The sequence below is a fragment of the Bacillus sp. RAR_M1_44 genome, from assembly GCF_020165935.1.
In the GTDB taxonomy this organism is placed as follows: Bacteria; Bacillota; Bacilli; order Bacillales; family Bacillaceae; genus Bacillus; species Bacillus altitudinis.
Genome location: NZ_JAIUKX010000001.1, coordinates 219,924 through 233,338, shown reverse-complemented (window position 1 = coordinate 233,338; position 13,415 = coordinate 219,924). Strand labels below are relative to the sequence as shown.

14 protein-coding genes and 1 riboswitch are annotated in these 13,415 nt (G+C 40.1%); of the genes, 12 read left to right on the top strand and 2 right to left on the bottom strand.

The window, feature by feature from the left end; translation table 11 throughout:
- Positions 1 to 164: 164 nt before the first annotated feature.
- From sigX to LCD34_RS01190, 3 genes are all read left to right on the top strand, one after another.
- A complete protein-coding gene (sigX, locus tag LCD34_RS01200) occupies positions 165 to 725 on the top strand; it encodes an RNA polymerase sigma factor SigX (protein ID WP_007501006.1) in 561 nt (186 codons plus the stop codon).
- Positions 685 to 1,791: a hypothetical protein gene (locus LCD34_RS01195; protein WP_017359775.1), complete on the top strand. Its 1,107-nt coding sequence runs from the start codon at positions 685 to 687 to the stop codon at positions 1,789 to 1,791. The genes sigX and LCD34_RS01195 overlap by 41 nt, the downstream gene beginning before the upstream one ends.
- Before the next feature lie 100 nt (positions 1,792 to 1,891).
- Entirely contained in the window at positions 1,892 to 2,539 is a 648-nt protein-coding gene (locus LCD34_RS01190) for a M23 family metallopeptidase (protein WP_224558428.1), read from the top strand.
- Positions 2,540 to 2,572: 33 nt separating this feature from the next.
- On the opposite strand, the gene serA is transcribed toward LCD34_RS01190, so the two are convergent.
- The gene (gene serA, locus LCD34_RS01185; RefSeq protein WP_008344488.1) at positions 2,573 to 4,147 is read right to left on the bottom strand and encodes a phosphoglycerate dehydrogenase; all 1,575 of its coding nucleotides are present in this window, start codon (positions 4,145 to 4,147) and stop codon (positions 2,573 to 2,575) included.
- A gap of 287 nt (positions 4,148 to 4,434) precedes the next feature.
- Positions 4,435 to 4,567: riboswitch (FMN riboswitch) on the top strand.
- 149 nt (positions 4,568 to 4,716) lie between these two features.
- On the opposite strand from serA, the gene LCD34_RS01180 reads away from it, so the two are divergent.
- Positions 4,717 to 5,298 (top strand): ECF transporter S component, encoded by a 582-nt coding sequence (locus LCD34_RS01180; RefSeq protein ID WP_019744031.1) that lies wholly within the window; start codon positions 4,717 to 4,719, stop codon positions 5,296 to 5,298.
- A 34-nt stretch (positions 5,299 to 5,332) separates the two neighbouring features.
- Here LCD34_RS01180 and LCD34_RS01175 read toward each other — a convergent pair whose 3' ends face one another.
- Positions 5,333 to 5,581 carry a ferredoxin gene (locus LCD34_RS01175; protein WP_008361239.1) on the bottom strand — a complete coding sequence of 83 codons (249 nt, stop codon included), beginning with the start codon at positions 5,579 to 5,581 and terminating at the stop codon, positions 5,333 to 5,335.
- A gap of 268 nt (positions 5,582 to 5,849) precedes the next feature.
- Here LCD34_RS01175 and LCD34_RS01170 point away from each other — a divergent pair, with 268 nt between their 5' ends.
- From LCD34_RS01170 to LCD34_RS01135, 8 genes are all read left to right on the top strand, one after another.
- Positions 5,850 to 6,902 carry a helix-turn-helix domain-containing protein gene (locus tag LCD34_RS01170; RefSeq protein WP_224558427.1) on the top strand — a complete coding sequence of 351 codons (1,053 nt, stop codon included), beginning with the start codon at positions 5,850 to 5,852 and terminating at the stop codon, positions 6,900 to 6,902.
- Positions 6,895 to 8,403 (top strand): RecQ family ATP-dependent DNA helicase, encoded by a 1,509-nt coding sequence (locus LCD34_RS01165; protein ID WP_224558426.1) that lies wholly within the window; start codon positions 6,895 to 6,897, stop codon positions 8,401 to 8,403. The genes LCD34_RS01170 and LCD34_RS01165 overlap by 8 nt, the downstream gene beginning before the upstream one ends.
- Positions 8,400 to 9,041 carry a CPBP family intramembrane glutamic endopeptidase gene (locus tag LCD34_RS01160; RefSeq protein WP_224558425.1) on the top strand — a complete coding sequence of 214 codons (642 nt, stop codon included), beginning with the start codon at positions 8,400 to 8,402 and terminating at the stop codon, positions 9,039 to 9,041. Before LCD34_RS01165 ends, LCD34_RS01160 begins: the two co-directional genes overlap by 4 nt.
- On the top strand, positions 8,986 to 9,750 hold the full coding sequence (locus tag LCD34_RS01155) for a LysM peptidoglycan-binding domain-containing protein (protein ID WP_224558424.1): 765 nt from the start codon (positions 8,986 to 8,988) through the stop codon (positions 9,748 to 9,750). The genes LCD34_RS01160 and LCD34_RS01155 overlap by 56 nt, the downstream gene beginning before the upstream one ends.
- 64 nt (positions 9,751 to 9,814) lie before the next feature.
- Positions 9,815 to 10,267 (top strand): DUF2663 family protein, encoded by a 453-nt coding sequence (locus LCD34_RS01150; protein WP_007500988.1) that lies wholly within the window; start codon positions 9,815 to 9,817, stop codon positions 10,265 to 10,267.
- Between the two features lie 87 nt (positions 10,268 to 10,354).
- On the top strand, positions 10,355 to 11,143 hold the full coding sequence (locus LCD34_RS01145) for a metallophosphoesterase (protein ID WP_210552092.1): 789 nt from the start codon (positions 10,355 to 10,357) through the stop codon (positions 11,141 to 11,143).
- Positions 11,144 to 11,307: 164 nt separating this feature from the next.
- Positions 11,308 to 11,886 (top strand): genetic competence negative regulator, encoded by a 579-nt coding sequence (locus LCD34_RS01140; protein WP_168948716.1) that lies wholly within the window; start codon positions 11,308 to 11,310, stop codon positions 11,884 to 11,886.
- Between the two features lie 196 nt (positions 11,887 to 12,082).
- Positions 12,083 to 13,357, top strand: coding sequence for a Glu/Leu/Phe/Val family dehydrogenase (locus LCD34_RS01135; RefSeq protein ID WP_007500982.1), 1,275 nt, complete (start codon positions 12,083 to 12,085; stop codon positions 13,355 to 13,357).
- The last annotated feature ends 58 nt before the right edge of the window (positions 13,358 to 13,415 follow it).

Below are 13,415 nucleotides of genomic sequence, written 5' to 3'. Positions count from 1 at the left end.
TTCGAAAGAAAATGAAGTGTTTTTTCTATTTTCATATTTTTAAGGAGAAGTTAAACAAAAAGCCCTTTCCAAATTGTCGATCTTGTAATATATTTGTCATAAAGTTGTAATGTAACGTTTTGTGAGAGTCACTCGACAAAAATAAGTGAACGGAGGGGTTTCCTATGCATGAAACCTTTCAAAAAATATATGATTCGTACCATCAAGATTTGTACCAATTTTTATTTTATATGGTAAAAGATAAAAATCAGGCAGAGGATCTCGTGCAGGAGGTTTACATTCGGGTACTTCACTCATATAAAACTTTTGAAGGAAGAAGCAGCGAGAAAACATGGCTGTTTTCAATTGCAAGGCATGTGGCAATTGACTGGTTTCGCAAACAGCAAACCATCAGACAACGGGTGCTCGGCACGTTTGATTGGGATAAACAGGATGTAAAAGATCCAGACCTGCTCCCAGATGAATTGGCTGTACAGGATGAAAATATCAAAGAAATTTATGCCGCACTTGATCATTGCACCATTGATCAACGAGCCGTCATCATTTTAAGGTTTATCCAAGGCTACTCAATCATGGAGACGGCCAAGGCGCTAAAGTTCTCGGAAAGCAAAGTCAAAACAACGCAGCACCGAGGCCTGAAAGTGCTCCGAAAACATATGGAGCTTTTGAAGGAGGAGCTAGTGAATGAAAACGAACAGGTCCAATTGGAGCGAAGAACGAATTAAAGTATTACTCAGTCAGCTTCCAAAGGTGGAGGACAACCGTTCATCTAAGCAGATTTACCAGCAAATGCTGATGGCAAGCGGGAAGAAAAAGAAAAGTGCCAGATGGATCGGTCCAGCGGTCGCAACCGTTGTGGTCTTATTTATGGCGTTTTTGATTTCTCCTCATTTATTTCAGCCGGCTGCTCAAGATATAAAGAAAGTGAAAATGGACTCGAGTGCTGAAAAAGGACAGGTGAATGCTACATTAGAGGCGGTAAAAAACACAAATGATCCTTCACATGTTGCTTATGCATCTGACAAAGAAAAGTATATGACGATTTCATACATAGATGAATCGACTTCTCAAGTTGTCCCAATCAGTATTCAAAAAGAAAATAAGCATGATGATGTGCAGGCGCTTCTTGATACATACGAAAAACTGGAGCTGCCTGAAATGACAAAACCTCTTCAAGCCTATATGGATATGGTGGATGTGAGTGAAAAAGGGGATACACTGATTTTTCAGCTGAAAAATGATTTGTCTCTTGATACGTTAAAAGAAGCCAACCGTTTTAAAGACATGGTCAAAGAAACGTTAAAATGGAGCCAATATAAACAAGTACAGGTCAAGTCTGTCAATGGCTCGCACCTTCAATTAGGGACGAATGGCCGTCTTGGTACCATTTCAATTAATAAACAAACAAAGCATGCTTACTACGTTTTAGAAAATAAGAGCGGGACATTTTTGGTGCCCTCAAAAGATGATTATCCTTCTTATAAAGATGCAGTAGAGGCGATGAAGCGGGCGAATGATGCAGGACTCGATCCACTCATTAAAGAAGAGCCTATTAAAAAAGTGACATCAAAAGGTAAACATGCAACCATCACGTTTGGAGCATCAGCACAATTAACGGACTCAATTGATCATATTTTACTTATTGAAGGACTGCTGCTCACAGCGAAAGATTTCGGTTTTACAGATGTCACGATACAAAATGCAGGAACAGATCAAGTAGGCCCATATGAATTAAAAGAACCGCTAGAGGTACCGGCACTGCCAAACCCAGTTGTTATCAAAGAACGCTAAAGGACGCAACTTATTGCGTTCTTTTTTCATGTATAGAAAAGGGCTTCCTTGAGGTATACTAAGCTGTCATGAAAAGAACTTCAAAGAAGGGAAGTCACTGATGAAAAGGTATTGCTACATATGTGCTAGCTGTTTCTTGTTCTTGACCTTATCACCGTTTGCCCATGCAGAGAAAACAACCGAGTGGGTGGAACCAATCAAAGGTGAAGTCACTGATTTGTTTGGGACAAGAGGTGGTTCGCATAAGGGGTTAGACATTGCTGCACCAGAAGGAGAATCCATTTTGGCTGCTAGCGAAGGTGTGGTTACTCGTTCCTATGTATCTGCTACATATGGTGAAGTTGTATTTATTCGGCATCCAAATGGATATGAAACCGTCTATGCGCATTTAAATGCGCGTTTTGTAAAGAATGGTGACCATGTACAAACAGGGCAGCCGATCGGCATCATAGGCAACACAGGCGCCTCTAGGGGCACTCATTTGCATTTTGAGGTGCACAGGGGTAATTGGTCAGTTAGTAAAGAAGATGCAGTAGATCCGCTCACAATCATTGCAAGAGATCGTTTCCAAGAGCCAGCCCTCCATGTAGATGGATATGAGAAACATACATATGTCATACAACGAGGGGACACGCTCTGGTCTATTGCTAAAGCACATCAAATGACCGTTGATCAATTGAAGAAAATCAATGCACTGACAAAGAATCTCATACGTACAGGTGAACGTTTAATCGTTTCAACAAAATAAACCTCATGCAAAAGCATGAGGTTTACCATTTTTTTATAGGTCAATCAGACGTACAGAAAGAATATCGCTCACTTTAGTTAACGTTTGGACAATTTCATCTTCAAGGTGCTTATCAAAAGAAAGCATCATGATGGCTTCGCCGCCTTTTTCTTTACGGCCTACTTGCATTGTCGCAATGTTCACATCGTGGTCGCCTAAAATCTTTCCAACTTGACCGATCACACCAGGTGCGTCAGTGTGCTGAATATAGACAAGGTGTCCATCTGGGTAAAAGTCAATATTGAAACCATTAATAGAAACGACACGCTCACCTAGATGCGGGATATACGTTGCTTTTAATGTAAAGGTGGAAAGGTCACCTTTGACTTCAATGGAAATGCTGTTCTCATAGCCAGATTCGCTTGAAGAAATTTTCTCGCTAAAGCTAATGCCACGTTCTTTTGCCACCATACCAGCATTGACTTCATTTACAGTCGAATCGACACGCTCTTTCAAAAAGCCAGAAAGCAGACTTTTTGTAATAAACGATGTTTCGAGTTTTGCGATAGATCCTTCATATGAAATGCTGACTTCTTTTACAGGTTCTCTCATCGATTGAGAAACAAGACGTCCAAGTTTTCCTGCAAATTGATGATAAGGCTGGATTTTTTTGAACTCGTCTTTTGTCATCGCTGGTAGATTAATAGATGACATGACCGGGAGTCCTTTTGCAAATTGAAGAACTTCTTCAGAGACTTGTGCCGCCACATTTAATTGTGCTTCTTTTGTAGATGCACCAAGATGCGGAGTGGCAATGACGTTTGGATGATCCACAAGTGGATTCTCAGTAGGTGGTTCTACTTCAAATACATCGAGAGCAGCCCCTGCGACATGACCATTTTCAAGTGCTTCAAGAAGGTCTCGTTCGTCAATGATGCCGCCACGTGCGCAGTTCACTAGACGAACACCTTTTTTCGTTTTTGCGATTGTTTCTTTATTGAGAAGTCCTCTAGTTTCTTTTGTTAAAGGTGTATGTACCGTAATAATATCTGATACTTCAAGCACTTCATCAAGTGATTTTGCATTGACACCAATTTTTTCGGCACGTTCTTTTGTGAGGAAAGGGTCAAATACGTTGACCGTCATGCCAAATGCTCTTGCACGCTGGGCGATTTCACTTCCAATTCTGCCTAAGCCAACAATCCCAAGAGATTTTCCGTAAAGCTCAGCACCGACATATGCGCCTCTGTTCCATTCTTTTGATTTAACAGAAATATTCGCCTGAGGAATATGACGCATGAGAGATGAGATCATCGCAAACGTATGCTCTGCCGTTGAAATCGTATTTCCATTTGGTGCATTGATGACAATCACACCGTGTTTTGTTGCTTCATCAATGTCAATGTTGTCGACTCCCACACCGGCACGGCCAACAATTTTTAATGAAGTCATTTTTTCATAAAGTTCTTTTGTCACTTTTGTGGCACTTCTGACAAGTAAGGCATCAAACGTGTGTAATTCATCTTCTGCTTCTGTTACATTTTTTTGAACAATTTCAACAAAATCTGATTCTAATAGTGGTAAAAGACCATCATTGCTCATCTTATCTGAGACTAATACTCGAAACATCGTAAGATTTCCTCCTAAAATAAACGTCATAAATATCTGATAATTTACCATATTCCTTTTCACTGTGTCAATCAAATTAAAGCAGTAAAGCGAAAAAGAAAACACGAACATTTTTTAGTGTCTTGATCAAGAATGGACACCTTTAAACAAAAGATAACCAATTTTTACGCATTTGTCATTATAAATTTTAGGTTTTTTACGATTTCTTAAAACTGATGAATTTGCTCAGGATTTTTATCTGTACAAATGCTCATATATCATATATAATGATGTCGAATTGAATAATGATCAATCTTCGGGGCAGGGTGTAATTCCCTACCGGCGGTGATGAGGCATAGTCTCTAAGCCCGCGAGCCTTTTTTGGCAGGATTCGGTGTGATTCCGAAGCCGACAGTATAGTCTGGATGGGAGAAGATGGAGGTTCGTAAACGTTGAAAACATGTCTGTTTATACGTTTATTTGTGTAGCCTAAATTTCCCGCTCCTGTGTATGTATTCAGAGCGGTTTTTTTGTGGCTAAAATTGAACAATCCTCTTTTCGAAAGATTTGATCGAAAAGGAGAGAGAATATTGAATCAAAGTAGAGTAAAACGTTTAGTTGTTACCAGTATGCTTAGCAGTATTTCGTTTGTATTAATTTTATTAGATTTCCCTTTTCCGGGACTTCCAGCGTATTTAAAAATTGATTTTAGCGATATTCCGGCGATTATTGCGATTTTGATTTATGGGCCAGGTGCAGGGATTGCCGTTGAGGCTTTAAAAAATGTACTACATTACCTCATTCAGGGCAGTATGTCCGGTGTTCCTGTTGGGCAAGTAGCCAATTTCATTGCAGGCACATTATTCATTTTGCCAGTCGCTTTTATGTTTAAAAAAATCAAATCAGCAAGAGGAATGGCGTGGTCAATGGTCATCGGTACAGTGCTTATGACCGTCATGATGAGCATTTTAAATTACTTCTTGTTCCTTCCAGCGTACACATGGTTTTTAAACGCACCTGAACTATCAGATCATGCGCTTAAAACAACCATTACAGCAGGAATCTTACCTTTTAACTTTATTAAAGGAATCATCATCACCATCGTCTTTAGTTTCATTTTTGTCAAAATGCGTCCATGGTTTGAAAATAAACGCCGACTTCAAAATAGTTAATATAAAAAAAGCCCCTTTTAAAGGGGCTTTTATCCTATTCATGCTTAAGTGGATCACCATCGAAAGATTCGTCCGCAACTTTGATTGAGTCAGTTGGGCAACCTTCAAATGCATCAAGCATATCTTCTTCAAGTACTTCTGGAACTTCTACAGTCCCCTGATTGTCATCAAGCGTGACAAATGCAATGCCTTCATCATCATAATCATAAATGTCTGGAGCAGCTGCACCGCATGCGCCGCAAGCAATACATGTGTCTTTGTCTACAATTGTATATTTTGCCATGTTAAAAAAATACCTCCCAGATTGTTCGATGGAACAAATGGTTTAACCTTTTTAGTTTCACCGATAAAAAACCAATTTCCTCAAACCTTATTGTAATGATTTTAAATTCACATTTCAACTGTAAAGTGATTGAGAATGCTTATCACATAAGGGTTTGTTCATAACTTTCCCCCATTAATTGAGTTTAAACATTTCTTCTTCAATGAAATCTGTTAAAATAAAGGGAGAAAATATTCGAATTTTGTCAGGAAGACAGGTGCTTTGGTCAATGACGATTCATTACTTGGATGTCATGTTGATGGACAGCGTACATAAATTGAACGGCGAACGCTCCATTAGTGCTGTCTACCATCTTTTTAAAGGGAAAAAATCATCACAAACGATACAGGATGCAAGTTTGTTTCAGCTTTCTAGCTACTTCGGCTGCTATCCAGCTTTTACGAGGGATCAGTTGAACCGCTCTGTACAAAGGCTAAAAGAGCAGCACTTCATCAGAAAGACAGGGGATACATTCATCGCCACAGATGCAGGAATAAGTATGCTCAGGCAGTGTTTCACTGAAAAACCGATGCCAGTTTATTTTAATGGTGCCAAGTATCATGATAAAGCAAAGGTGTTATGGATGAGACTGTCTTTACTTGTGCAGGTCCTTTCACATCATGCAGCGGGGTCACAACACTATGTGCCGATTCAAAGAGATATATCGGTTCAAAACTGGACAAAATCCTTCTTCTCGCAATATCACCAGAAGAAAAAGCTTTCTGAAGATATCCATCATGAGCTTGAAACACTTCTTGCTCATTTAACTGATCAAGAGGCACTGCTTTTTGTTTATTCATTGACTTCCAATGAAAGAATCGGACGGACGTACCAGCAAATGGCGGAATGGATGAAAGAAGATGTATGGTATGTTTACTTGCTTTTTTGGAATGTGCTCCATTATTTTATTCAATGTGCGCAAAAAGGTGAGGCACCGATCATCCAGCGAATGATAGATGATCTTCAATTCAAACGTGTGCTGACCACCTCTACCCATAAAACGCTTGAGCTTGTACAAAAAGGGTTCAGTATTGATCAAATTGCTCATATTCGTTCATTAAAAAAAGCGACAATTGAAGATCATATTGTGGAGCTCTCGATACATGAGCCGAGCTTCTCGATCGAACCATATGTCAGCAGTGAAGCTCAACAGGCGATACATGAGGTAGCCGGTCAGCTCCAAACCAACAAGATGAAGCTGATCAAAGAAAGTCTCGAGCATTCATTTACTTATTTTCAAATACGATTGGCATTGACAAGGATGGTGAAAGCAAGTGGATAAGCTTCATCAGACGCTGATGCGATACTTTGGTTATGATGCCTTCAAAACAGGTCAGGAGGACATTATTCGAAGTGTACTTCAACAAAAAGATACGGTTGCCATGCTTCCTACTGGTGGCGGGAAGTCACTTTGTTATCAAATTCCGGGCTATTTGACAGACGGGTTAGTGCTGATCATTTCACCTCTTTTATCACTCATGGAAGATCAAGTGGAACGCATGAAAATGCGCGGTGAAAAGCGAGTGGCTGCGCTTAACAGTACACTGTCCTTTCAGGAAAGAAGACATATTATTCGGCATTTGCCATCATATAAATTTTTATTTGTCGCACCTGAGACGCTTATGTCAGAGGTATTGTTAGAGCAGCTCAAAGCGATGCATGTGGGTCTATTCGTTGTAGATGAAGCTCACTGTATATCGGAATGGGGACATGATTTCCGCCCGGAATACTCCAAGCTTGGAGAATGGAGAGAAGCGCTCGGCAATCCTGTCGCCTTAGCACTAACGGCAACTGCGACGAAACAAACCTTAAAAGATACTGTGCAAACGTTGCGGCTAGAGCATCCAGATGTTCATATTCATTCAGTTAACCGGCCGAATATTGCACTATTAAAAGAGGTGCATGAAACGAAAGAAGCAAAAGAGAAACGAGCACTTGAGCTTGTGGAAACCCTTCAAGGGCCTGGGCTGATTTATTGTCCGACCCGGCAAATGACAGAAGATATCTCACGTTTGGTGAAACAAAAAACGCATCAACGTGTAGAGTTTTATCATGGCGGAATGGAGTCGGGGGACCGCATGCTGATCCAGCAGCAATTTATCAGTGGTCAAATTGATCTCATTTGCTGTACAAGTGCTTTTGGAATGGGAATTGATAAAGCAAATATACGATTTGTGATTCATATGAGTCCGCCTCAGTCAATTGAAGCATTTATGCAGGAAATTGGAAGAGCTGGACGGGACGGTAAAAATAGTGTGAGCGTTCTTTTATATACAGAAGAGGATGCGGATATTCAAAGTCATTTGATTCAAGCAGAAGGTTTTGATGATCCAGAAATTGATTTTTTCTTAGCCCGAGTATCACAAATGCCGATCAATGATGAAAAGAAATTACGTGAACAATTGGTGGAAGCAGGGCTTCAGGAGACGCGTGCGCGAATGCTCTCGCATTATTACACGATGTACCAAACTGAACAGCCCCGTTTGCTCATGAAGAAGCTGAAAGAAAAGCTGCAGGATAGACAAACAGAAAAGCTAAAAAAAGTGTGGCAGTTTAAAGAGCATATCACTGGCCATCGCTGCTTTAGGCAATCTCTGTTATCATACTTTGATGAGCAGCTTGATCTAACGGAGGACGCTTCATTTGGGAACTGCTGTTCTTCATGCGGACTTGACCTGTCTGATTACGAAAAAAAAGATCAACCATTGGAGCTGAATGAAATGAAACACTGGAAGACCGAGCTGGATCGTCTATTTCATCTGACAAAAGAGGCGCAGCATTGATTGAACAACATCGCCGTATTATTGAAAAATTAACCGATCGACAAGTAGTAGAACAGTTGTATTTCACACAGCTGCTCATGCTGATTGTCTCTTTTTTACTAGGGATGTTTATGTTTGATCATTGGACTGATTTTACAGCCCTGTGGCAGATCCGAGATATGCGTATCCTGACTTACGGAATTGGCGGCGCTTTGCTTGTGATTATTGTCGACGCTATTGTCATGAAGGTGTTTCCAGCTCATATGTATGATGATGGCGGATTAAATGAAAAAATGTTCAAAAACCGCAGCATCCCGCATATTGTTTGGTTAACGCTGCTCATTGCCTTTTCAGAAGAAATTTTATTTCGCGGGATCGTTCAGCAGCAATTTGGACTGGAGATTGCAAGCATTGTGTTTGCACTTCTTCACTTTCGCTACTTGTCAAAAATACTCTTGTTTATCCTTGTGGTTTCTATTAGTATTTTTTTAGGACTTTTATACGAGTGGACAGGAAATTTATTCGTTCCTGTCATGACACACTTTGTCATTGACCTAGTCTTTGCATGTCAAATTCGTTTTAAAAATTGGGGGAGGGATGAACATGGAAGAAATGTCGAGAATGAAGAGAAAAAAGCAGCAGCTGACAAACATTCATGATGATGATGTAGAGGAAAATCTTGAAGAAGAAAAAGTGCATCCTTCAGATGACTCTCACTTTCCTACACGAGAAGATTTTCATGAATATAAAAAGCAGCGAACCAAAAAAGTGCGTAATCCATTGTTTACGACACTGGCTATTATCTTTCCTATTATTGTCGTCACGGTTTTCTTCCTGTTGATTTATTACACATCAAAGGAAATTAACGATAACAACAATCAAGGTGTTTATATTGATAAAACATCGAGTGCTGACACAGATCCAGTCACGTCAGCACTTGTTGACACAAAAAATGATTCAAGCGCTGACAAAGCGGATGCGTCTGATGATGAGAAGAAAAAGAAAGATGCTGATAAAGAAAAGCAGCGTTCAAAAGAAAAAGCAGAGCAAAAGAAAAAAGAACAAGCCGCTAAAGAGAAGGCTGAGCGTGAAAAGGCCGAAGCTGCAAAAAAGCGTGAGCAGCAACAGCTCGCTCTTCAAAAACAGCAGGAAGAGAAAAAGCGAAAAGAAGCAGAAGAGAAGAAGAAGCAGGAAGAAAAGCCTGTTCGTGTCGTGCAGCATACTGTTGGACCAGAGGAAAACTTGTATCGAATTTCCATGAAGTATTATCAAAACCGATCAGGGGAAGAGAAAATTCGAGCTTACAATCATTTAAAAGGAAATAGCGTGTACAGCGGACAAGTATTGAATATCCCATTAGAAAATTAATATTTGACATGAATGAATCGAAAAGCACATACATATGTAGAAAAAAGGGACAAGGGTGTATGTGATGACATTGCACGCAATCAGCCGCTATATGGATCAGCCGACACAGAAAATGATTGAAACATTGATCAAAAGGAAGCGCAAATACGAGGGATTTGCAAAACAATGCAAAAGGTGGCAATGGACAGCCCTTTTATCACTTGCGATTCTTCTGTTTTATTTTGTGATAACAGCTAATAGCGGGGGCTCCCTGCAGCCGGAAGCGATGATTGCCACATTGCTTGGCCATGAGGTATTTCTGTTTTGGATCATGGCTGAAGTGTTTGCTTTTTACGCATCGTATTATTATAAGAAAAAAGAAGAAAAGGCTGAGGATGAATATCATAAGCTCAGATGTGAAATTATACAGAAAAGCACAGATTTATGGCCTCAATCAAATCAATGGAAAGAGCGCGAGGCCGTTTTCCACTTCATGCAGACGCAATATGACATCAATCTCTATTATGAAAGTAAATAAATGAGCAAAAGACGTTTAAACAGTTGAAACGTCTTTTTTCATTCAAGCGTCCTATAAAAGAAAGCTGATACAAGGGAGTCATTCATAATGAAATATGCCATCGGATTTACTGCTGCCATAGCAGCTGTGACAACAGGTGTGTGTGTAACAGCGAAAATGGTGAAAACGGCAAAACAAAACAACATCAAAAAGCATTACTTTACAATAGAAGGACTTCAGTCAGATCGACCTGCAGTCATTTTCTTTATTTCTGATACCCATCGCCGTCTAATTAGTGATACTTTATTAGCGGAAGTAAAAGAGCAGCAGCCTGATGTCATTATGATCGGCGGGGACTTAGCTGAAAAGGGAGTCCCTTATGCTAGAGTTGAAGAAAATGTGAAACGTTTAGCAAGGATTGCCCCGGTGTATTTTGTGTGGGGGAATAACGACCATGAGCTGCATCAGCAAAAACTCAAAGACATCCTCCATACCTATCAGGTGACGACATTGCAAAATGAGACGACTGTGTGGGATTTTGAAGGACAGCCCATTAAAATAGGCGGAATCGATGATATCCGGCTTGAAAAAGCAGATTATGAAGCGATTCGGCCGGAGTTTGTCAAAGAAGATGTGAATATCCTTTTATCACACAACCCAGATGTGCATCACTTGATGAGTGAAGAAGAGGGAATTGATCTTGTTTTGAGTGGTCATACCCATGGGGGTCAAATTCGTATTGGGAAATTTGGTCCGTATGAAAAAGGAAGAACAGGCCAAGTCAAAGGTGCTTTCTTTCTGATTAGTAATGGTTACGGAACAACAAAGATTCCGATGCGTCTTGGAGCAGAACCAGAAACCCATCTGATCTATTTAATGCCGCTAAAAACGCGCTAAGTTGATGCCCCATCAATATTTTCCATAAAAGTCACCGTAAGCATAGCTTCATGCTTGTCTTCCGTCTTGACACAGTGTAAACTGAATACAAAATTAAGAACCTATGACTCATCATCTCATATACTACAGTATGATGTGTGTTAGAAGAGGCAGGAGGGAACGTTATGCGGCTAGAGCGTCTGAATTATAATAAAATCAAAATTTTTCTCACACTAGATGATCTGACAGACCGAGGTCTTACGAAAGAAGACCTTTGGAAAGATTCGTTCAAAGTTCATCAGCTGTTTAAAGACATGATGAACGAAGCGAATCAGGAGCTCGGTTTTGAAGCGAATGGACCGATTGCTGTTGAAGTATTTTCTCTTCAGGCGCAGGGGATGGTCGTCATTGTGACAAAGAGTCAGCAGGAAGATGCTGATGATGAGTTTGATGAAGATTACATTGAGATGCAAGTCAAGCTCGACGAGAGCAAGCATGTGCTCTATCAATTTGCCTCGTTTGAAGATGTGATTCAATTGTCCCGTAGTTTAAGTCGTATTGGACTTTTAGGGGGTACAGTTTACCATTATGAAGGTCAATATTTTCTCAGCCTAGATGATTTCGAAGAACTGTCTGCAGATACGGTCATTTCTATTTTAGCGGAGTTCGGTTCACCGACGACATTAACCATTCACCGGTTAAAAGAATACGGAAAAGTGATCATGCAGGAAGATGCAGTGAAAACGATTCAACTGTATTTTTAATCACTTTTTTCTATTATATTTAATACTGTTGTGATGAAACAACAGTATTTTTTTATATCCATTTTTATATTTATAAACGCTGATATTTTATTTTGATAAAAAACGCTTTTTACCTTTGCTTTACCAGTACGAAGGTGTATACTATTGCTTGAAAGGGAGCAGTAGATCATGAAAGATTTCTAGGGGGTTTATTTTAATGGCAGCCGATCAAAACGCCGCTCATAACGCAGAAGATAAGCTAGATGTTTTAAAGTCAACTCAAACCGTCATACATAAAGCGCTTGATAAATTGGGCTATCCGCAAGAAGTGTATGAATTGCTGAAGGAGCCAATTCGCCTATTAACGGTCAAAATTCCAGTACGTATGGATGATGGATCGGTGAAAATTTTCACTGGTTATCGTGCGCAGCATAATGATGCTGTCGGTCCAACAAAAGGCGGAATTCGATTCCACCCGAACGTTACTGAAAAAGAAGTAAAAGCGCTTTCAATTTGGATGAGTTTAAAATGTGGTATTGTGGATCTTCCTTATGGCGGAGGAAAAGGCGGTATTATCTGTGATCCAAGAGAAATGTCATTTAGGGAGCTTGAAAAACTAAGCCGCGGCTATGTTCGTGCAATTAGTCAAATCGTTGGACCAACAAAAGATGTTCCAGCACCAGATGTGTTTACAAACTCTCAAATCATGGCATGGATGATGGATGAGTATTCTAGAATTGATGAATTTAACTCGCCAGGATTTATTACAGGAAAACCAATTGTTCTTGGAGGCTCACATGGACGTGACACTGCAACGGCAAAAGGTGTAACGATCTGTATCAAAGAAGCGGCGAAGAAAAAAGGAATTGACATCAATGGGGCTCGTGTTGTCGTTCAGGGATTCGGAAATGCAGGAAGTTACTTGGCTAAATTTATGTATGATGCCGGAGCGAAAATCGTAGGAATTTCAGATGCTTACGGCGGTTTGTATGATGAAGATGGTCTCGATATTGACTACTTGCTTGACCGACGTGACAGCTTTGGAACCGTCACTAAATTATTTAATGATACAATTACAAACCAAGAGCTGCTTGAGCTAGATTGTGATATCTTAGTACCTGCAGCCATTGAAAATCAAATTACAGAAGATAATGCGGCGAACATTAAAGCCAAAATTGTCGTAGAAGCAGCAAATGGACCAACGACATTGGAAGGGACAAAAATTCTTTCAGATCGTGGTGTACTGCTTGTTCCAGACGTACTTGCAAGTGCGGGTGGAGTGACTGTTTCTTACTTTGAATGGGTTCAGAATAACCAAGGGTTCTACTGGACAGAAGAAGAAGTAGAAACTCGTTTAGAAGATATGATGGTGAAATCATTTAATAATATTTATGAAATGGCGCAAAACCGCCGTATTGATATGCGACTAGCAGCATATATGGTCGGTGTACGTAAAATGGCTGAAGCTTCTCGATTCAGAGGCTGGATTTAAGCGACTTATTTGCATCGCGCCTTAAAATCTCCTATCCTTAAATAGGAGATTTTTTTAT

Coding starts and splice junctions, on each gene's coding strand:
- LCD34_RS01195 (WP_017359775.1), top strand. CDS start 685: ATGAAAACGAACAGGTCCAATTGGAGCGAAGAACGAATTAAAGTATTA.
- LCD34_RS01145 (WP_210552092.1), top strand. CDS start 10,355: ATGAAATATGCCATCGGATTTACTGCTGCCATAGCAGCTGTGACAACA.
- LCD34_RS01175 (WP_008361239.1), bottom strand. CDS start 5,581: ATGGCAAAATATACAATTGTAGACAAAGACACATGTATTGCTTGCGGC.
- LCD34_RS01155 (WP_224558424.1), top strand. CDS start 8,986: ATGGAAGAAATGTCGAGAATGAAGAGAAAAAAGCAGCAGCTGACAAAC.
- LCD34_RS01190 (WP_224558428.1), top strand. CDS start 1,892: ATGAAAAGGTATTGCTACATATGTGCTAGCTGTTTCTTGTTCTTGACC.
- LCD34_RS01150 (WP_007500988.1), top strand. CDS start 9,815: ATGACATTGCACGCAATCAGCCGCTATATGGATCAGCCGACACAGAAA.
- sigX (WP_007501006.1), top strand. CDS start 165: ATGCATGAAACCTTTCAAAAAATATATGATTCGTACCATCAAGATTTG.
- serA (WP_008344488.1), bottom strand. CDS start 4,147: ATGTTTCGAGTATTAGTCTCAGATAAGATGAGCAATGATGGTCTTTTA.
- LCD34_RS01140 (WP_168948716.1), top strand. CDS start 11,308: ATGCGGCTAGAGCGTCTGAATTATAATAAAATCAAAATTTTTCTCACA.
- LCD34_RS01170 (WP_224558427.1), top strand. CDS start 5,850: ATGACGATTCATTACTTGGATGTCATGTTGATGGACAGCGTACATAAA.
- LCD34_RS01135 (WP_007500982.1), top strand. CDS start 12,083: ATGGCAGCCGATCAAAACGCCGCTCATAACGCAGAAGATAAGCTAGAT.